This is a genomic window from Streptomyces sp. NPDC031554, from assembly GCF_055580685.1.
On record NZ_JBVIKX010000002.1, the window covers coordinates 74,433 to 96,762 of the forward strand.

2 protein-coding genes are annotated in these 22,330 nt (G+C 73.8%); both read left to right on the forward strand.

The features are described from left to right. Window positions 1-2: 2 nt before the first annotated feature. Window positions 3-380, forward strand: a complete 378-nt coding sequence (locus ACZ5FU_RS05870; RefSeq protein WP_451530609.1) for a hypothetical protein — start codon at window positions 3-5, stop codon at window positions 378-380. Window positions 381-461: 81 nt separating this feature from the next. Further along, on the forward strand, window positions 462-22,055 hold the full coding sequence (locus tag ACZ5FU_RS05875) for a hypothetical protein (RefSeq protein WP_469044784.1): 21,594 nt from the start codon (window positions 462-464) through the stop codon (window positions 22,053-22,055). The last annotated feature ends 275 nt before the right edge of the window (window positions 22,056-22,330 follow it).

Consider the following 22,330-nt stretch of genomic DNA (forward strand, 5'->3'; position numbering starts at 1 on the left):
CGGTGGGAGAGCGGTACTACGTCGACCCGCAGCGCATCGAGGCCCTGGCCGGGCAGTTGGAGGAGATCGGCCAGCTGGCCAGGGACGTGACCGAGGAGTTCCTCGACGAACTCGCCCCCACGGTCCGGTGGCCGGGAACCTCGGGCGAGTTCGCCGAGAAGGCCAGGCCGCAGGAGCAGAAGGAGCGGCAGACCACCAAGGAGACCATGATGGCCATCCGTGACGCGCTGGTGGGGATCACCGACGCCACGGTGAGCCAGGTCCGGATGATGAAGGACACCCGCGACCGCCACCTCGAGGACATCGAGCGCAGCAACAACCGGATCGACACCCACGGGCTGAACGGCGACGGCGGCTCGTCCGGGCATGGCCGCCGCTGACCCGCGCTCCGCAGGCCGCTCCCGCACCACGCCGGGAGCGGCCGCCCCGGCCTGCCCGCGCGTCCTCCAGGACGGCGCCCGGTGAGCATCCAGCCGTCGCCCGAGGTCAACGCGATGATCTTCATCCTCACCGGGGAGAGACTCATCGACGCCGACGAGGACCTCGCCTACGAGAGCCGCCGGCCCTACTCCGGGCTGGGCCGCAAGGTCGACCGGCTCTCCTCGCTGATCGACAAGTCGGTCCACGACATCGCCGAGTCGATGCCGGACGACCTGTCCAAGTCGTACGCGAAGGCGATGGGCATGCTCATCGACGACGGCGGCAAGAACTACCTGCGCGAGTTCGCCGGACAGCTCGACAAGATCGCCGAGGGCCGGCGCAAGACCTCCATGGACATCATGGAGTCCAAGTGGCAGGTGATCGCCGAGGTCATCCGGTTGCTCATCGAGATCGCCATCTACCTGGCGATGTCCTTCTTCACCGGCGGCGCCACGGCCAGCCAGATCATGATGGCCAAGCTGCGCAGCCGCTTCATGATCCTCACCACGCTCAGCCACCTCCTCCAGCGGCTGCACCTCGCGCCCTCGCTGACCGAGGCGTTCGCCGAGGCGTTCACGACCTTCGCGGTGCGGCTGGCGATGATGAACTTCGCCCCGAAGGGCCGCCGTCCCGACGGCTTCGACTGGAACGACATCCTCAAGTCCGCCGCGTTCGGCGCCGCGGCGGGCTTCTTCACCAGCGTCTTCGACGACTTCGCGAAGAAGATCGTCAAGGGCTACGACAGCAACTTCCTGAAGGACGGGCCGGACCTCGGTTTCAAGAACAACCCGAACTTCCACCACACCCCGAAGCCCGAATTCAGGAACAACGGCCCGGGCCCCACCCCGAAGCCCGACCCCACCCCGAACCCGGGCGGCCCCGGCAACCGGCCCGAGCCCACCCCGTACGGGAACGGCCCCGGTCCCGGGAACAACACCCCGATCACCTTCCGGAACGACCCGCTGTCGTTCCGCAACAACCCCACCCTGTGGCGGAACAACCGGATCCTGCGGCACAACGCCGACCGGCCGGGGGCGATCGCCGGACACTACGGCCTCAAGGGCACCGCCGACTTCATCGCCGCCGGCGCCGGCGAGAGCGTCGGGGAAATCCTCATCAAGGGCGCCTTCGACGGCGACTGGTCCACCAACTGGACCACGTTCGTCGGCGCGGGCCTCAGCAGCCAGGTCGAGGCCACGCTCAGCGGCGCCGCCCTGAACAGCGGTGCCGAACTGCGGCACGCCATCGACAAGTTGCGCAACCAGCCGCCGCCCACCGTCTCCGCCGGCGGCAGCGACGCCGGCCGCGGCCGGGACACCGGTGACGGCTCGCGCTCCGGCGGTGCCGACGGGCCCTCCCGCCCCGACACCACGGGCGGCGACGGCACCGCACCCGTCCCGAGCACCGGGCAGGGCGACGTCACCGGCAGCCAGTCGCCGCCGCCGTACACCGCGGAGAACCCGCCGCTGTACACCGCGGAGAACCCGCCGCCTTACACGACGTCGGACCCGCCGCCGTACTCCCCGGGCCCGCTGCCCGTGACCGCCGCCGAGAACGGGCTGTGGCAGCAGGTCCACAACGGCCCCGCGGAGGTGCGCGAGCAGGCCCTGCGCGACCTCGCCGTCCTGCGCGGCTCCCAGCCGCCCGGCGGCACCGAGATCGGCGTCCGCGACGGCCTGCACGGCAACCTGTCCACCCGGCCCGAGGTCCGGGTGGTCGCGGACGGGAACGGCCCCGCCGTCGAGATCGACGCCGACGCGGTCCGCCGCGCCCTCGACGGCCTCGGCGTCCCGGTCACGGTGGAGACCCCGCTCACCCAGGGAACCGGCGGGCCCGCCGACTCCGACGGCCCGGGGACCTCGGCCGGGCCCGGCATCGGCGTGGGTACGGGCACGGGCTTCGGGACCGGCTCCGGGGTCGGCACGGGCAGTGGTGTGGGCACGGGCACCGGTGTCGCCACCGGGACGGGCACCGGGACCGGTACCGGGACGGGCGCCGGCACCAACTCCGGAACGAGCACGGGCACCGGCACCGGCACCAACTCCGGAACGGGTACCGGCTCCGGTGGCCGGGCGGGCGGCGTCCCCACCACGGGAGGCAACCCGGCCACCTCCGGCCCGCAGGCCCAGGGCACTCGTGCCCCGGACGGCACGGCCTCGACGGAGGGCCCGCAGGGCCCGGCGGACGGAGCCGACCCGCAGACCACCGACCCTGCGCGGACCACGTCCTCGACGGAGGGCACGTCCTCGCCGGAGGTGACGTCCCCCACGGGATCCACGTCCGCTCCCGGGGCCGGCGCACCGTCGACGACCACCGGTTCGCCGGAGGCCGACCCGTCGTCCGGGACCGACTCCCCGCCGGGCACCGACGACCTCACCGCCGCTCCGCCGCGGGTCGGCACCAGCGGCTCGTACGCGGGCACGGGCACCGGCACGAACGCGGACACGGGCACCGGCACGGACACGGATGCGGAGACCGGCACCGGCACGGACGCGGAGACCGACCTCGGCCAGGTCCCCGACGTACCCGGCGTGAGCGGTGACGCGAAGGGCGGCCCCGCCCCGGCCGGCGATGCCGCACCCACGAAGGCGTCCCCGCTGACGGTCGTGGTCTCGCAGACGCCGCCGCCGGGGGAGGGGTCGCCGCGGGCGGCCGAGCTGCTGGACGAGGCCGGGACGGACCGGGCCGTGGTGCTGGGCCCCGCGGTCACGCCGGACGGTGCGGGGCGCCCGGTGCGCGCCGCCGTGGAGCTGACCCGCGAGGGGCCTGGCGCCCCGGTCCGGGTCCGTCCGCTCGCCGGCCCCCCGTCCACCACGCCGGACGGCACCACGACCACCCCGGATGCCACGTCCGCCCAGGACGGCACCGACGCCCCGGTCACCACGGACTCCGCCGACTTCGCGTTCCCCGGCGCCGACGTCCTGCTGCCGCTCGCCGACGCGCTCGGTGTGACCGCCGACCCGGCCCCCCGTCCCGTCACCGAGAGCACCGCGGGAGCCGACGGCGACGCCGCCACCGACGCTCCGGTCGCGCCCCCGAAGCTCCTCTCGGGTGCGACACCCGCCGTCGACGTCACCGGAGCCGCCCCGGAGTCCGCGGTCACCACCGCGCCGCCCGCGTCGAAGTTCGCCACCCAGTCCCGCCCCTGGACCGAGACCGCCACGGACCTGTACCTGGAATCCGGCAGCGGGAGCGTCGGCGACGGCAACGCCGTCGGCGACAACGGCTCCACCGACGGCGACACCACGACCGACCGGGACGCCGAGGGGGAGCCGAGCGGCAACGACACGGGAACCGGCGGAAACGTCCCCGGTTCCGGCGACGGGCGCGGGCCCGGGACCGGCACGCCACCGCCTGCTGTCACCACGCCGGACGACCCCACGCGGGACGACTCCGCGCCGGAGCCCCCCGCACCGTCCCCGTCGTCGGGGCGGATCGTCGTGCGGTCCGGGACCCGGAGCGACTCGCGGAGCGACACCGACGACGACACGTCTTCCGGGCGGCCCGCCGGAGAGCCGTCCATCACCACCCTCGACGGTCACAGGGTGCCCGTCGCGCAGCTGCGCCGCTGGGTGTCCGGCACGGCCGTGAAGCCCGAACCGGGCCGTGCCATAAGGACGTTGACCATCTCGCAGAGTCAGGCCGAGGACGACACGGCGCACGGCGCGGCACGCCGCGCGCTGCTCGGCCAGGACACCTTCCGGGGCGTGCGCACCACGTCCACCACCCCGGCCGCCACGTCCACCAGCCCGGCCGTCGCCTCCACGGCTCCGGCCGCCACGTCCGCGGATCCGGCGGCCGCCTCCCCGGCGCCGCCCGACTCCCCCGCGTCCGTCACCGCCCCGGACCCGGCGAGCACGAGCACCGAGGCCCCGCCCGTCCGCCGCACCGTCTTCACCGGCCCGCCGGCCCCGCTCCCCGGCTCGGGCACCGAGAGCGGCGCCGACTACTTGGCGACGCACGGCACCCCCCGCACCGTCACCCTCGGCACCGAGGACGCGGCGCACCCCACCATCGAGGTCAGCGGCGTCCAGCTCGGCGAGGTGCTCAAGTCCTGGGCCCAGGAAGGCGATCAGGAGCGGCCGCTGGTCCTGTTCTCCTGCGAGACCGGACGCCAGCCCGAGGTGGCGGGTCTGCCGGTGGCGCAGCACGTGGCGAACCGGACCGGCCGGGCGGTGTACGCGCCGACCACCGAGGTGGGCACGGCGCGGGACGGCCGGGGAGACGTCCGCGCGGTGCTCACCGAGGGGAAGGACGGGCCGGGACGGTGGCGGCTGTTCACCCCGGAGCCCGGCGGCGCCGACCTGGACGCGCTGGCGCGCGTCGCGGGCCTGCACGCGGGCCCGGAGCCGGCCGACGGCTTCGCGCGGGCCCGCACCCTCCAGCAGATCCGCACCCTGCGGGACGTCCTGGGTCCGGACGCCGAACAACGCCCGGAGAACCACGAGTTGCTCGCCGGGCTCGCCTTCGTGGACGGCCTGCGCTGGCGCAGCCCGGACACCGCGGCCCGCTACGGCGACGGCCGGATGACCCCGGACCTGCTGCGCCGGATGGTCGCCGACCGGCGCGGCGCGACGACCGAAGCCGGCGCCGGTCCGGCGGCGGCCGACCCCACGGCCGGGCAGGACACCGATCCCACGGTCGAGCAGTACACCGCATTCCTGCGCGCGGCGGCCGAGTTGCGTGCCACGGCGGATCCCCGCACCACGCTCGACGTCCTGCTGCCTCCGCCGCCGCCCGAGCTCCCGCCGACCACGCTGGTCTCGCCGGAGGACGTACGCGGGCTGTCCTACGCACCCTCGGCCCAGGTCACCTGGTCGCTGTCCACCGCCCCGCTGTCGCTGTCCGAACTGGGCCTCAGCCCCGAGGACACCGCCGAACTCGCCCGCCGCAGGCCCGACCTGGCACCCGCGTCGAGCCGTCCGGCGACCCTCGCCGAGGACATGACCCTCCTCAGCGAGGAGCGTGCGGACCCCGGAACGTCCGACCTCGTGCACGCGGACGGCAGGACCTTCCGGCAGTTGGACACCCCGGGCGGCGGGAACTGCCTCTTCCGGGCCGTCCTCGACGGCGCGCGCAGCCGCGACGTACCGCCCGCGTGGGCCGCGCTGAACATCGCCGGGCTGCGCGCACTCCTGCGCAACCGCATCACCGGGACCGAACTGGGTGCCGTCGCGGACGACATCGTCCCCGATCCGGTGTTCAGCGTGGTGGACGACCTGCGCATGCGCGCCCTGGCGGGGGTGCGGAACCCGGTCGCGCGGTTCTGGATCACCAACGAGTGGAACGACATCGCCCGGGCGGTCGTCACCGACGGCGACGCGAACCAGTGGCGGCACATCCTCCGGAAGAGCGGCTACCCCGAACTCGCCCAGGTGGCACCGACCCCGGCCGAGGCACGACGGCTCGGCGGGCGCGGGCTGCTCGCCGCGGTCGCCGAACGTCCCGGGCTGTGGTCCACGCCGTTCAGCGATCTGCTCCCGGACGTCCTGGCGCACACCCTCGACCTCGATCTGCGGATCGTCCGGCCCCACCCGACGGTGAAGGGCGGCATCCTCGTCAACGAGCTCCACCCGGGCGGTGCCGACGGTGCCCTGCACCTGGCCTACAACGGCACCGACCACTACGACGCCCTGATCCCGGCCACGGCCCCGGTCACCTCCGGAACGGTCCCGACCACCGACCCGAAGGGCACCACCGACCCGAAGGGCACCACCGACCCGAAGGACACGTCCCTCCCGGACCCGCTCCCGGTTCCGACGGAAGCGTCGGATCAGGCCACGACCACCCCGACCCCGGACGGGTCCGACCCCTTCGGGGAGTGGCTGCGCGGCATGGGCGGGATCACGGACCTCGACGGCACCGCGACGCCCGACAAGGGCGACCCGGTACCGCTGGAGACGCAGCTCGAACGGCACCGCCCGGCCCGCCTGCTGACCGGCGAGGACGCCCGGCCGCCGGGCCCGGCCCCGCGCACGGTCACCTTCGAGGACGGCGGCCGGCTGCCCACGGTCCTGATCAGCCCGGACGCCGATCCGGACGCCGGTCCGGGCACCGAAGGCCCGGACGCCCGCCCGGACGGCACCCCGAAGACCGCGCCGGCCGGCCTCTTCACCGGCCTCGGCGTCGTCACCCTGCGCTCGCCCGAACAGGTGGCCGAGGAGATCCTCGGCAAGCTGCCGAAGAAGCTGCGCGCGCAGTTCGACGAGGCGGAGCTGCTGAGGCTGCTGACCCGGCAGCCCGGGGCCTTCACCGCCCCGCGCGGCGCCCGTCTCGTGGGCCGGGAGAAGTCCGGGGTCGGCCACGAGATGACGATCGAGGCCGTTCCGTACCACCGCTGGGAACGCTTCTCCGACGTCAACGGCGCGACCGTGCGGGTGGACACCATGCGGCGCGGACAGGCCGGTACGGGCGGCGGACGCAGCGTCGGCTTCGGGCGCCGGATCGCCGCCGCGGTCGGCATGGGCCCGCCGCTCAACTGGCTGCTGAAGATCGGCGTCTCGCTGGGCTGGACCCGGCGGACCGACTACGCCCTGGGCACGCAGGCCTACAACCAGACCGAGTACCGGGCCGTGGACGGCTCGCACCTGCACCTGGACGACGTCTATTACCGGGTCCGGGTGGACCGGGTGACCGAGGCGCCGGGGACCGGCGCGGCGGCCGCCCCGCCCGGCCGGCCGCCGCAGGCCGGCACGACGGCCGGCACGACGGCCGGGACGACGGCCGGGACGACGGCCGGGACGACGGCCGGCACGACGGCCGGCACGACGGCCGGCACGACGGCCGGCACGACGGGCGGGACGACGGATGGGACGACGGCCGGTGGGACCGGTCCGTCCGCGCCGGGCCCCCGGTGGCTGCGCAGCCCGGTGCACACCGCGGAGTTCGCCGTGCGGGACGGGCTGAGCTGGCGGCTGCCGGACGACCTCACGGTGCCCTTCAAGGGACCGCGGCGGGCGCCGGAGACGCTCACCTTCCCGGACGGGTACGAGGCCCGGCTCACCGACACCACCGGACTGCACCTGACGGACCCGCCGGAGGAGGTGGCGCTCGCCCTCTCCGGCGCGCGGCCCGGCAGTTCGGCGCACCGGACGCTCGTCTCCTACGTCCGTCCGGGGCGGCTGCTCGGCCTGTTCGGACGGTTCACCGGGCCGGTCAGCGGGCCCGAGCTGACCCGTGGCAGCGGCCAGCACCCGCTGGGGCACCTGGTCGTGGAGCGGTCGGTCGCGCACCGGGCCACCCTGGTCACCGAGTCGGTCAAGGCGGAACTGCGCGACCTGACCCAGACGACGTACCAGAACCAGCGCGGCCACGTCCGCGACACCCGCCTCGGCGTCCAGGTCACGGCCGGACCGAACTACAGCCTCCCCGGCGCGGAGACGGACGTACGCCTCCAGGGCGGCCCGCTGGTCCGCGTCGACCTCGGCACCGGGCGGACCCACCAGCTCGGTGCGGACGCGGCCCGCAAGACCACCGGCCGCGTCCGCAACCACCCGATCGCGCTCTACCGGGTGGAGCGCACCCTGATGGTGCGCAAGGCGGGCGAGCCGCCGTCCGCGGCCCGCCCGGTCCGGGTGGTCAGCCTGGACTGGATCTCCACCCAGGACGCGCGCCGGCTCGCGGGCTGGGACAGCCGTACGCCCGGACGGACGGGCCCGAACCCGCACGCCGAGCCGCCGGTGCCGTGGTACCTCACCCGGGAGGACCCGGTGCACCTGAGCGGCCAGGTCCGTGCCGAGGGCTTCCGCCCCGACCGCCCGCAGGAGCGGGTGCCCGACCCGCGTCAGGAGCAGCCGGCCCCGCGGCAGGACCAGCAGCCCCAGGAGACTCCGCAGCCCCAGGACCAGCAGGCCACCGTCCGGCAGGACCAGGAGACTCCGCAGCCCCAGGACCAGCAACCCAGCGTCCAGCAGGACCAGGCGACCCCGCAGCCCCAGGACCAGCAGCCCACCGTCCGGCAGGACCAGAACGGCCGGGACGAGAACGGCCGGGACGAGAACGGCCGGCCTCTCCCCCCGGACCCCATGCGGGTCTTCGCCGACGCCGTCCTGGACACCCTCCACCGCTCGTACCCGTCGCTGTTCGTCCCGCCGTTCATGCTGCGGCACCCGCGGCTGGCGAAGTTCTGGTACGGCGACGGGCGGATGCGGACCGCGCTGCACAACGACCGCCAGGTGCGCGAGGCGCTGAACCGGCCCAGCCTGGCGCAGAGCCTGGACGACCTGACCACCACCGGCGTGCCGGTCACCCTCACCGAGGACGGCAAGGTGCGCCGCGGCCACCACACGCTGACCCTGCGGGCGCGGCTCACCGACCGGCGGTTCGAGACCACCATGAGCGAACGCTCGCTGCGCAACGCGGTGATCGGCACCGAGGTCTCCGGCCAGGGGCAGCAGGCGTCCACCACCCTCTCCGCCGGTGCGGAGCTGGGCATCTCGCCGCGCGACCACGACAAGGTCCCCGGCGCCGACATGCCGCGCCGTACCGGCAACACGTCCCTCGGCGCCCGCTACGCCAGGACCGACAAGAAGGCCACCCGGAACACGGTCGCGGTCGCCCACGACCATCTGACCTTCCAGAACGGCGCCGACCTCTACAGCTACCGGGTGGAACTGGGCGCATCCTTCGAGGGCCACCGCCGGCCGCGCGGCTGGGCCCGGCTCGTCACGCTCGGCCTGCTCGGTACGGGCCTGTCCGTCAGCAAGGTGGAGGAACGGCCGTTGTTCAGCCGGGGCAGCGAGACCGTGGGCCGGGTGGAGCTGGCCGTGCCGGCGGCGCACGGCTCCGACCGCCACGCCCCCGTCGACCCCCCGCCGGGCGGTCCGGCCCCGGCACCCGCGCCCGTACCGCGGCTGCTCTCCGCCACCGAGGGGGACCAGCTCCTCGACGGCACCCGTCCGCCGCAGAGGGAGGACTCGGCCGACCGGCGGCTCGTCCGCAAGCTGCTGAGCGCCCCGCACGTGGTGCTCAGCACCGAGGGCGGCCGGCAGCGCCAGCAGCTCATGCAGGACACCGCCGACCGTGCCGCGGGCGGCTCCTGGCACGTCAGCGCGCCCGGCGCCCCGGTGCGCACCGCGCTGCGCCGGGCGATGGCCGACCTCCAGGTGGCCGGCCAACTCGGTCAGTACCTGGGGCCGTTCGGTTCCCGGATCACCGGCCTCAACGGCGCGGGACCGTTGCGCACCCACTACCTGAAGGCCGCGATCCGCGGCGAACTGCACCGGCTGCGGGTCAAGAGCGACCCGAAGCCGGCCAGCTTCGAGGCCACGATCGGCAACGAGCACCGCGTCCTGGGCGGCGCGAGCACCGTCTCGCACACCACGGTGGGCGTGCAGGGCGCCTACATGCCGCTCCACCGGGCCCCCACCGAAGAGGACCCGGGCCAGCAGGCGGTGGTCGGCTCGTACTCGAGCGGCCTCCAGTACGCCTGGGGCAAGGGCCGCGGCGTCACGCAGACCCTCACCCGGGGACGCAACACCACCCTCGCCTACGCCGGGCGGATGTACCTGGTGGTCGCCGACGCCGCGGAGACCATCGCGGTGCGCGACCGCTGGACGGCCGCGATGGGCACGGTGGGCACCCGTGCCGGCGCCCGGATCAGCTCCGCGGCCGGGTGGATCTCCGGACGCCTGGGGCGCGGCCTCGCACCACGCCGGGCCGCCGCCGCGCTCCAGCGCGTCCGCGACGCGGTGATGTTCCACCTGCCGATGCAGGACGTCATCGAGGCCGGGCTCGCCCCGGACGGCCTGGGCACCACCACACCGCACAACCTCGGCGGCGGCTACCGGGTGCCCCCCTTCCTGCGCCGCCGCCGCTTCCCCACCCACCCCAGCGGCCAGCTCGACGCCGGCCACGCGGCGCGGCAGCTCATGGAGAGCCTGAAGAAGGCCGGAGTGTCCTCGCACGACCGGGAACAGGTCCTGCAGCACCTCTCCCCGGACTTCCTCCGCGCCCACCTGCACGAGCTGACGACCGACGGGATGACCCTGCCGGTCCACTACCGGACCTGGTCCAGCCCGCACCACCTGCCGGTCGGCGGCAGCCCCGGACAGATCCGGTTCACCCTGACCCCGCTCACCACCACCGTGGACAGGCTGCGCACCGGCTACGAACTGGAGGACTACCGCACCGTCGCCCGCGACGACGCCGACGGCACCTCCCAGGACCGCGGCGCCGACCTCACGCTCAGTGCCGGCCAGCGGGCGGCGGAGAGCGGCGTCTTCATCGCCAACCCCTCGCTCCAGGGCACCGCGGCCAAGCAGCGGTCCAGCACCCGGACCGAGGCCACCGGCAGCACCGCGATGCCGAACATCGCCACCACCCAGGCGCACGCCGAGATCGTCACCACCTACGTCCTCACCGTCACCATGACCGACGCCACCGGTGAACCGCTCGCCCCGCGCGCGACCGCCCCGGTCGGCAGCCTCAACGAGATCCTTCCGGTCAGCCTGCTCACCCCGGACGGCGACGGCACCGACGGCGCGCTCACCGAACAGGACGTGCCGGAACCCGAGCGCGCCGTGCGGATGCTGACCGCCGCCCAGGCCCGCCCGGAGGGCGTCGCGACGTGGCGCACCTCGGCCGCCTCGACCACCGGGGAGGGCACACGGACCGGCACCACCGACGCCGGGATCGGCACCACCGAAAACGGGACCGGCACCGCCGGCACCACCGACACCGGCACCCGCGGCGCCGACCCGGACGTCCTGCCCTTCGACGACCGGATCGGCTCCGGCATCCTCGCCGTGGACGTGCGCGGCGCGGCCGCCGTGCACGACGCCCTGACCCTCGCCACCGCCCGCGCCGACGGCACCGGCGACAGCGACCTCGGCAAGCGGCACACCGGCGACGTCCTGCGCGAACGCGTGCGCATGGCCCGGCTCACGCCGCTCACCGGCCTCGGCACCGCGCCCGCCCGGGCCCAGCAGGAGGCCACCACCCAGGGCGGCCTGACCGCCGGCTTCCGCGAGGCGCTGAGCGCGAACGGCTCGCCGCTGCCCACCCAGGCCTCCGCCCACCTCCTGGGCCAGTCCCACACCGCCGACTCCCGGCTCTACGCGAGGATGCACCGCCGCGGCGCCCGCCTCCTCGCCGTCGAGAACAAGCCGCGCATGGAGGCCATGCAGCGGTCCAAGACCTCCGACGCGCTGGAGGCCGGCATCACCGACAACGTCGAGGGCGCCGTGGGCAGCGCGCCCCTGGCCGGCACCAGCAACGCGGGCGTCACCAACCAGGGCGCCACGGTCCCCTTCGGCGGCACCAACGACGGCACCACGCTCAAGGGGACCACGGACACCACCCTCGGCACCCACCTCAAGGTCGTCACCGACCGCAGCATGCTCTTCGCGCTGCCGGTGAGCTGGCTGGCGGTGGCCGAGGTGGACCACCGCGTCACCGACAGCCGCCCGCTGCGCGCGCTCGGCAAGGCGAAGCGGGGCCCGCGCGCGGCCGAGGCCGAGACCACGGTCCTGGTCTGGCTGCGCGAGGACATCGCCCAGGACTACGGCCTCCTCGACGACACCACGTTCCCCGCCGAGGTCCGCACGGCCTGGGACACCATGGCCAAGGCGGCCGGCGACCTCGCCACCGCCGAGAAGCGCTACTACGACGCCCGGGCACGGGCCCGGGAGACGTGGCTCGACCTGAGCGCCGAACAACAGGCCGCGCTCGGCGACGGCGACCCCGACCTGCAGACCGCGCTGCCGCGGGCCGTGGCCGAGTCACCGGCCGTCGTCGCCTGGCAGGCCGCCCGCGACGAGGCCGACCGGTGGCGGCGGCACACCGACACCGCCGCCGCGGACCACCACCGGCTCCACCTCGCCGCCTCCCGCCTCACCGCCCACCACCAGGGTTCGCCCTCGGTCCCGGTACCGGACCGGCCGCAGGAGTACGCCGGTCCGGGATGGGGGTCCGAGGCGCCGGAGCCGTACACGATCACCGGGGACACCGACTCCGCACCGCGCACCCTCACCTCCCCGGACGGCGCCACGGTGCGCGAGGTGCACGACGTGCCGCACGACGGCGCCTCGTTCTTCCACGCGCTCCTGGCCACCGTCGGGGCCCGCGGCAGGCTGCCCCACCTGCTCGGCACCGACCTCGCCGACCGGTTCGGGCGGGCCCCCGGCGATCCGGCGGTCACCGCCGAGGCCGTCGACGCCGCCCGCGACCGCCTCGCCTGGGCGCTGGGCGACGACGGCAACGAGGACCTGCTCGACGCCCTCGCCCTGGACGTCGCCGACACCTTCACCCAGGACGAACTCGACACCGCGGGAATCACGTTCACCCCCGCGCAACAGGCCGAGTTCGACGCCCTCGGCCGTCTCCCGCTGACCTTCTGGCCCACCCCCGCCCAGCGGATCGCGCTGGCCACCGCCGCCCTCTCCCGCCCGTTCGCGGCCGAACCGCGCCAGGACGGCGCGCAGGGCGCGGACGGCGAACCGGCCCCGCCCGTGCGCCGGGCCGGCGACCACGGCGGTGCCGACCTGCTGCCCGCCCTCGCCGCCCGCGTCCTGGGCACCCCCCTCACCGTGGTGACCGGCGAGGGCCGCGAACAGGTCTTCCTCCCGCACGGCGCCGACCCGGCCGCCGTCGATCCGGTCACCGACCCGGTCCTGTTCACCGCCGACGGCTTCTTCCACGCCGCCCTGCCGCCCGGCACCCCGGCCCCGACCGCCACCGCACTGCCGGCACCGGCGACCGAGGCCGACCCCGGCGCGCGCGGCGACACCTCGACGACCGCCGCCCCGGACACCGCCGCCGCGCGCGCGACGCGGCAGCCGCCGGTCCACCGCAGCCACACCGTGCCGCCCTGGATGCCGCCCGCCGACGCCGACGGCCCGCGCCACCGCCTGTCCCGCGACGGCGTCCTCACCGCACCCGACGGCGCCACCTACACCCAGGGCACCCCCGGCGGCCGCGGCAACGGCTTCTTCGGCGCGCTCGCCACGGCCCTGCGCACCGCCGCCGAGCAGCCCGGACCGTACGGCCCCGAGGTGGCGCGGCTGCGCAACCTCGCCGCCACGCCGCCCGACCGGCTGCTGCACCTGAACGGCCTCCCCGGCGACCCGGCCGAGCGGGACTCCCTGTTCCGGCCCCCGCCCGTGGACGCCCGTCCCGGCGCACCCGGACCCGGCCCGGACGCCCGCGACGCCCACCTGCGCCGTCACCTCACCGAGGCCTCCTGGGGCCCCGAGGCCGACCGCGCGGTGGCCGAGTGGGCCGCCGCCGCGACCGGCACCACCATCACCCTGATCGAGGAGAACGGCACCGCCCACACCTACCCCGGCCCGGCCGGCTCCGACGGCCCGCACCTCCGCCTCCGCCGCCGCGGCGGCGACATCATCCCCCTGACCCTCCGCACCCCGGCCCCCGAACCGACCCGAACGGAAAAGCCCAGCACACCGGACACACCGGACACGTCTGTCACGCAGGCCACGTCGCCCGTGTCCGCAGAGACGGCGGACGTGCCGGTGGTGGACGTGCCGGTCACGGACGGGACGCCCGTGGATGTGCCGGTCACGGACGGGACGCCCGTGGATGTGCCGGTCACGGACGGGACGCCCGTGGATGTGCCGGTCACGGACGGGACGCCCGTGGACGCGCCGGTGGTGGACGTGCCGGTCACGGATGCGGCAACGGCGACCGCGACGCCCTTGGACACTCCGGCCGTCGATTCACCGCCCGTTGACACCACGACGGCCGAAACCGACCTGTCAGTCCCGCCCGCCGTCCAGCCCTTCGCGCCGCTGCCTCCCTCACCGCCCCTGCGGCCCCTGCCGTCCCACCAGGACGCGGCCGAGATCCCGCTGCCCCCGTCGCCAGTGGCCCGGAGCGCCGACACCCCGCCGGAGCCGCCGGCCGAGCAGGAGGAAGCACACGAACTGAGCACGCTCTCCGGTGTCGGCGAGGGCCCGGACACTTCCGCGGACGCGAACGCGGTGCCGGTGCCGCGGTCGTTCCGGATGGGGAACTTCGAGTTCACGAACCTCCACCAGACGGACCGGTACGTCGACAGGGCGATCCGGATCGTCGAGCTGCTCGACGAGCACGCCACGATCAGGAACTACATCGGTGGCCGTCCGGTGCGCATCACGCTGCGTCTGCGGACGACGGAGGCTCCGGCCGACGTGACGGACCGGGGTGCGGACGGCGTCGACATCAATCTGGCGAGTTACTACTTCGAGAAGTACGACACCGGTTACCTCATGGGCATGCTGGCGCATGAGATCGCTCTACATCCGCTGGCCTCGCGGAACGGTCGTATCGCGGAGGAGGAGGACCTGTTCGCGGGGATGCCGCTGACGGTTCCGGGGCTGGAGTCGCTGAGCGAGCCGCGTTTCATGAACACGATCGGTTCGGGCCAGGCGGACCACGTCATGGCGGCGTTCCCGCAGTCGATCCGGCACGGCGTCTACCGCGACGCGGTGGTGGAGATGGCCGGGGTGCTGGAACAGCGCGCGCGGGTGGGCGTCGAGGGGGCCAAGGCCAAGGACGTCACGGACCTGTTCGACACGTACTTGATGGACCTGGCCTCGATCGCGGTGACGAACGACCACCGGGCGCGGGCGATCACGGACCCGTCGTACACGGCGAGGGTCTACAACGCGTACAAGGAGCAGTTGGCGGCGCATCTGCCTGCGGACAGTCGTCTGCGTGCCCTGCTGCCGGCGGACAAGGGCCGGTGGGGTGTGCTGAGGGACTTCGCGCAGCTCGCCACCAGCGTCGGCACGAACAACCGCGGCGACAGCATCCAGCAGTCTCCCGCGCCGACCGGTGAGGCCCGTCCCCGCCTCCCGCAGGGAAGCACCGGTGACCGGCGGGCCGAAGGAAACGAGAACGGGCAGGGCCGGCTGCTGCCGCGGGGCGGGCGGGACGGTCGTCCGCGTTTCGTGGTGCGGTCCGGTTTCGACGCGCGCCGGTTCACGCACGCCGGTGATCCCGTCACCGATCTCACGGTGCGGGTGGCGCTGCGCGGCACGGAGGACCAGCAGACGCGCGTACGGGAACAACTGGGCCCGGGTGTCGAGGAGTTCCTCAACGATCCGGCCTACCGGCTGCCCAACGGTGACCGGTTGCACGTGACGGTGGAGTTCGTCGACCCTTCCGACTCCCCGCACTTGACGGTGGATCTGGTGGGCCGGGACCGGGCGATGGACCAGAACACGTGGTGGGTGGACGCGGCTCCGGTGCAGTTGGTGCACGAGCTGACGCATCAGCTGGGTCTGCGGGACGAGTACCGGGACGCCGATTCCCCGCACCGTCCGCACGTCCTCGGCAGTCTGCTGGGCGACCTGGACGCGGCGCCGGAGGACTCCTCCCTCGCTCCGGCCGGTCTGCGGGACCGCCACCTCGCCCTGCTCGGCGCGCTGATCGGGGACGTGACCCCGGCACCTGAGAAGACCGGCCGGAGCTGGGAGGAGGCCCGGAACGCCGCCGTCGCGGACACGCGTGAGGCGGTGTGGGTGGACCCGGTCTCCCTGCCCGGAGCGGTCGACGACTCCGACGACGCACCCGTCACCGCAGTGTCTGCCCGGATGGTGCGGGGAGAGGGGTTGCTGCCGTTCGGGTCGGGCAACTTCACGTTCACCAACCTGAACTATGACCATGACGCGTACCGGGACAAGGCGGTTCGTGTCATCGAGGCGCTGCGCGGCCATGCCGTGATCGGTGATTACGTGGGTGGTCGTCCGGTGCGGATCGTGTTGCACGTGCGGACGACGGAGACGCCGGCGGATGTGATCGATCTGGACGTGGCGCGTCAGGATGCGGCGATGCGTGCTCTGGAGGCCGCTGCCGATTCGGGTGACGACGTGGCGGCCGAGGCGGCCCGGGCGGAGCTGGCGGACGCCCTGGTGGTGCGGCCCGCGGCGGAGATGCGCGGGGTCGAGATCAACCTGGCGAGCTACTACTTCGAGAAGTACGACATCGGCTACATCATGGGGATGCTGGCGCACGAGATCGGCCTGCACCCGCTGGCCTCGGCGCGAGACGGTCTGGGCAGGGACGAGGCGGACAACGCGGGGAGGCCGCAGCCGGTGCCGGGTCTGCCGGCGAACCGTGTGATGAACACGACCGGGGCGGGCCAGGCGGACCACGTCATGGCGGCTTCCCCGGAGCGGATGCGGCACCGGATCTACCGCGACGTGGTGGTGGAGATGGCGCGTGTCCTGGCGCAGCAGGCCGCAGACCGCCAGGAGGGTGCGGTCGCGAAGGACGTCACGGACCTGTTCGACACGTATCTGATGGACGTGGCGACGATCGCGGTGACGAACGACCACCGGGCACGAGCCGTCCTGGAACCCGTCAACACGGCCAAGGTCTACAACGCCTACAAGCAGCTGCTCCGCGATCAGTTGGCGGACACCCCCGCGCTTCAGGCGCTCCTGCCCCCCGACAAGGGGTGGCGCGGTGTCGCGGGGAACTTCACGCGACTCGCCACCAGCATCGCGGCCAACAACGTCGGCGACAGTATCCAGCGGCCCGCCCCGGCCTACGAGGCCCGCCCCCGCCTCCCACGGACCGGCCCGACCCCCGCTTCCCAGGGCTCGTCGACTCCCGGTTCGAGGACGAACGGGCACCGTGACAGCCGTCCCCGGTTCGTGGTGCGGTCGGGCTTCGACGTGCGGCGGTTCGCGCACGACGGTGACCCGGTCACCGACCTGACCGTGCGGGTGGCGCTGCGCGGCGCGGAGGACCGGAGCGCGCATGTCGCGGAGCAACTCACGTCGGGTGTCGAGGAGTTCCTGAACGTGGCGGGCCACCGGCTGCCCAACGGTGACCGTCTGCACGTGACGGTGGAGTTCGTCGATCCGTCTGACTCCCCGCACTTGACGGTGGATTTGGTGGGCCGGGACCGGGCGATGGACCAGAACACGTGGTGGGTGGACGCGGCTCCGGTGCAGTTGGTGCACGAGCTGACGCACCAGCTCGGTCTGCGCGACGAGTACCGGGACGCCGACGCCCCGCACCGCCCGCACGTCCTCGGCAGCCTCCTCGGTGACCTGGACGTGGACCCCGAGGACTCCTCGCTCGCCACCGCCGGCCTCCGCGACCGCCACCTCGCCCTGCTCGGCGCGCTGATCGGGGAGGTGACCCCGGCGCCGCGGCAGGACACCGAAGAGGCCGGCCTCAGCTTCGCGGAGGCCCGGAGCGCCGCCGTCCCCGACACGCGCGAGGCGGTCTGGGTCGACCCGGTGTCCCTGCCCCGGCCCGCCGACGACGACGCGACGGTCACCGACGTTCCCGCCCGCATGCCCCAGGACACGGACGCGGTGCCGGCGGTGCCGGAGCCGGCTCTGCGGTCGTTCCGGATGGGGAACTTCGAGTTCACGAACCTCAACCAGACGGACCGGTACGTCGACAGGGCGATCCGGATCGTCGAGTTGTTGGACGAGCACGCCACGATCAGGGACTACGTCGGTGGCCGTCCGGTGCGCATCACGCTGAGGCTGCGCACGACGGAGGCTCCGGCGGACGTGATCGACAGGGGTGACGACGGTGTCGACATCAACCTCGCCAGCTACTACTTCGAGAAGTACGACACCGGTTACCTCATGGGCATGCTGGCCCACGAGATCGGTCTGCATCCGCTGGCCTCGCGGAACAGGCTCATCGCGGAGGAGGAGGACCTGTTCGCGGGGATGCCGCTGACGGTTCCCGGTCTGGAGTCGCTGAGAGAGCCGCGTTTCATGAACACGGAGGGTTCGGGCCAGGCGGATCACGTCATGGCGGCGTTCCCGCAGTCGATCCGGCACGGCATCTACCGGGACGTGATCGTGGAGATGGCCGGGGTGCTGGAACAGCGTGCGCGGGTCGGTGTGGAGGGGGCCAAGGCCAAGGACGTCACGGACCTGTTCGACACCTACCTCATGGACCTCGCCTCCATCGCGGTGACGAACGACCACCGGGCGCGGGCGATCACGGATCCGTCGTACACGGCGAGGTCGTACAACGCCTACAAGGCGCAGTTGGACGCGCACCTGCCGCAGGACAGCCGCCTGCGCGCCCTGCTGCCCGCCGACAAGGGCCGATGGGGCGTACTGAGCGACTTCGCCCAGCTCGCCACCAGCGTCGGCACGAACAACCGCGGCGACAGCATCCAGCGGCCCGCCCCGACCGACGAGGCCCGGCCCCGACTCCCGCGAGGAAGGCAGACCCAGGAAGGCGCGGAGCCGGACGGGCAGGTCCTGACCACAGGTCCGCTGTCGGCCGGTACGCGCGACGGCCGTCCGCGGTTCGTGGTGCGGTCGGGCTTCGACGCCCGCCGGTTCACGCACGACGGTGACCCGGTCACCGACCTCACCGTGCGGGTGGCGATGCGTGGCGCGGACGGGCGGAGCGCCCATGTCTTCGGCCGACTGAGTTCAGGCGTGGAGGAGTTCCTGAACGACCGTGGTTACCGTCTGCCCAGCGGTGACCGTCTGCACGTGACGGTGGAGCTCGTGGACGTCGGTGAGTCGCCGCACCTGACGGTCGACCTGGTGGGTCGCGACGAGGCCATGGACCAGAACACGTGGTGGGTGGACGCCGCTCCGGTGCAGTTGGTGCACGAGCTGACGCACCAGCTCGGTCTGCGCGACGAGTACCGGGACGCGGACTCCCCGCACCGCCCGCACGTCCTCGGCAGCCTCCTCGGTGACCTGGACGCGGACCCCGAGGACTCCTCCCTGGTCGCGGCCGGTCTGCGCGACCGGCACCTCGCCCTGCTCGGCGCATTGATCGGGGACGTGGCCCCGGCGCCTGAGGAGGCCGGCCTCAGCTTCGCGGAGGCCCGGAGCGCCGCCGTCCCCGACACGCGGGAGGCGGTGTGGGTGGACCCGGTCTCCCTGCCTCAGCCCGCCGACGGCGACACCGGTGTCGGTGTTCCCGCCCGGATGACGCGGGGGGAGGGACTGCGTCCGTTCGGGTCGGGCAACTTCACGTTCACCAACCTGAACTATGAGAACGACGCGTACCTGGGCAAGGCGATTCGTGTCATTCAGACGCTGCTCAAGCACTCCATCATCGACGAGTACGTCGCCGGCCGTCCGGTGCGGATCACGTTGCATGTGCGGACGACGGAGACTCCGGCGGATGTGATCGATCTGGATGTGGCGCGTCAGGATGCGGCGATGCGTGCTCTGGAGGCCGCTGCCGATTCGGGCGATGCGGAGGCGGCGGAGGCGGCCCGGGCGGAGCTGGCGGACGCCTTGGTGGTGCGGCCTGCGGCGGAGATGCGCGGGGTCGAGATCAACCTGGCGAGCTACTACTTCGAGAAGTACGACACCGGTTACATCATGGGCATGCTGGCGCACGAGATCGGTCTGCATCCGCTGGCCTCGGCGCGGGACGGTCTGGGCAGGGACGAGGCCGACAACAGGGGAGTGGACCAGCGGGTGCCGGGTCTGCCGGCGAACCGTGTGATGAACACGACCGGGGCGGGTCAGGCGGACCACGTCATGGCGGCTTCCCCGGAGCGGATGCGGCACCGGATCTACCGCGACGTGGTGGTGGAGATGGCGCGGGTGCTGGCGCAGCAGGCCGCGAACGGTGACGAGGGTGCGGTCGCGAAGGACGTCACGGACCTGTTCGACACGTATCTGATGGACGTGGCGACGATCGCGGTGACCAACGACCACCGGGCGAAAGCCGTCCTGGAGCCCTTCAACACGGCGAAGGTCTACAACGCCTACAAGCAGCTGCTGCGCGATCAGCTGGCGGACACCCCCGCCCTCCAGGCGCTCCTGCCCCCCGACAAGGGTGTGTTCGGCGTCGCGGGGAACTTCACACGACTCGCCACCAGCATCGCGACCGACAACACCGGCGACAGCATCCAGCGGCCCGCCCCGGCCTACGAAGCCCGTCCCCGCCTGCCGCAGACCGATCCGGCCCCCGCCCTCCAGGGCCCCTCGCTTCCCGGACCGAGGACGACCGGGCACCGTGACAGCCGCCCCCGGTTCGTGGTGCGGTCGAGTTTCGACGTCCGGCGGTTCCCCCACCGGGGCGAGACGGTCACCGATCTCACCGTGCGGGTCGCGCTGCGCGGCGCGGAGGACCGGAGCGCGCATGTCGCCGAGCAACTCACCTCGGGAGTTCAGGAGTTCCTGAACGCGGCGGGCCACCGGCTGCCCAACGGCGACCGGTTGCACGTGACGGTGGAGTTCGTCGACCCTTCCGACTCCCCGCACCTGATGGTGGACCTGGTGGGCCGGGACCGGGCGATGGACCAGAACACGTGGTGGGTGGACGCGGCCCCGGTGCAGTTGGTGCACGAGCTGACGCACCAGCTCGGTCTGCGCGACGAGTACCGGGACGCCGACGCCCCGCACCGCCCGCACATCCTCGGCAGTCTGCTGGGCGACCTGGACGCTGACCCCGAGGACTCCTCCCTCGCCCCGGCAGGTCTCCGCGGCCGCCACCTCGCCCTGCTGGGCGCGCTGATCGGGGACGTGCCCCCGGCACCCGAGGAGGCCGGCCTCAGCTTCGCGGAGGCCCGGAGCGCCGCCGTCCCCGACACGCGCGAGGCGCTGTGGGTGGACCCGGTCTCCCTTCCCGCCCCGGCCGAGGGACGGACCGAACCGGGCCCCGTCCCCGGGACCGGCACGGACGTCGACGCGGATGTCGACGCGGATGTCGACGCGGACGTCGACGCGCACGCCGCCGCGGACGCCGGGAACGCGGTGGCCGGCGGCGTGGCGCCCCGGATGCTCGTCCCCTTCAAGTCGGGGAACTTCGAGTTCACCAACCTCAAGCACACGAACGAGAGGTACCGCGACAGGGCGGTCCGCATCATCGAGCTGCTGCGCGGGCACGACACCATCCGCGAGTACGTCGGTGGCCGTCCGGTCCGCATCACCCTGCAGGTGCGCACCACGGAAACGCCCGCCGACGTGATCGACCGCGACGCGGCACGCCTGGACGCCGCCCGGGCCGCCCTGGCGCACGCGATCGACGCGGCCGACACCGATGCGGTCGAGGCCGCCCGGACCGCCCTGGACGCACTGGCCGCCGTCGATCCGGCCGACGCGCTCGGCATCGACATCAACCTCGCCAGCTACTACTTCGAGAAGTACGACATCGGGTACGTGATGGGCATGCTGGCCCACGAGATCGGCCTGCACCCCCTGGCCTCCCGGAACACGGGCCTCCCGGACGAGGAGGCGATGTTCGAGAACTTCCCCCTGCCGGTGCCGGGACTGGAGGGCGTGAACCCGCCCCGCACCATGAGCACGGAGGGCGCCGGCCAGGCCGACCACATCATGGCCGCCTACCAGAGCAGCACCCGGCACCGCGTCTACCGCGAGATCGTCCTGGAGATGGCCAGGACGCTCGCGCGGGACGCCCGCAACGGGGAGGAGAACACGAAGCCCAAGGACGTCACCGACCTGTTCGACTGCTACCTCATGGACCTCGCCTCCATCGCCGTCACCAACGACCACCGGCTGGGCGCGGCCATGGAACCCGGATACACGGCGAAGGTCTACAACGCCTACAAGAAGACGCTCCACGGCCTGCTGGAGAACGACCCCGAGGTCCTGGCCCTCCTGCCCCCGGACAAGGGCATGCTGGGCGTGATCAACGACTTCCGGCGCATCGGCACCTCCGTCTCCATGAACAACCGCGGCGACAGCATCCAGCGGGACGGGACGACAAACTGACCCGCGCAGTGCCACGCTGCCGTCGGAGCCCCGCCTTCCCGTCGGAGCCCGCGCTCCCGCACCCCCGGCCGCCGGGGCGGCGTGCGCCACGCTCCCGTCGGAGCCCCGCCTTCCCGTCGGAGCCCGCGCTCCCGCACCCCCGGCCGCCGGGGCGCACCGGCCGGCACGGACGACGGACATGACCCCTCACCTCGATCACCGGGAGTGACGGCCGGGCGGGTCGCTCCCGAAGACCGTCCCTGCCCGCAGCAGCCGCCCGGCCGTGCCCCGGCCGC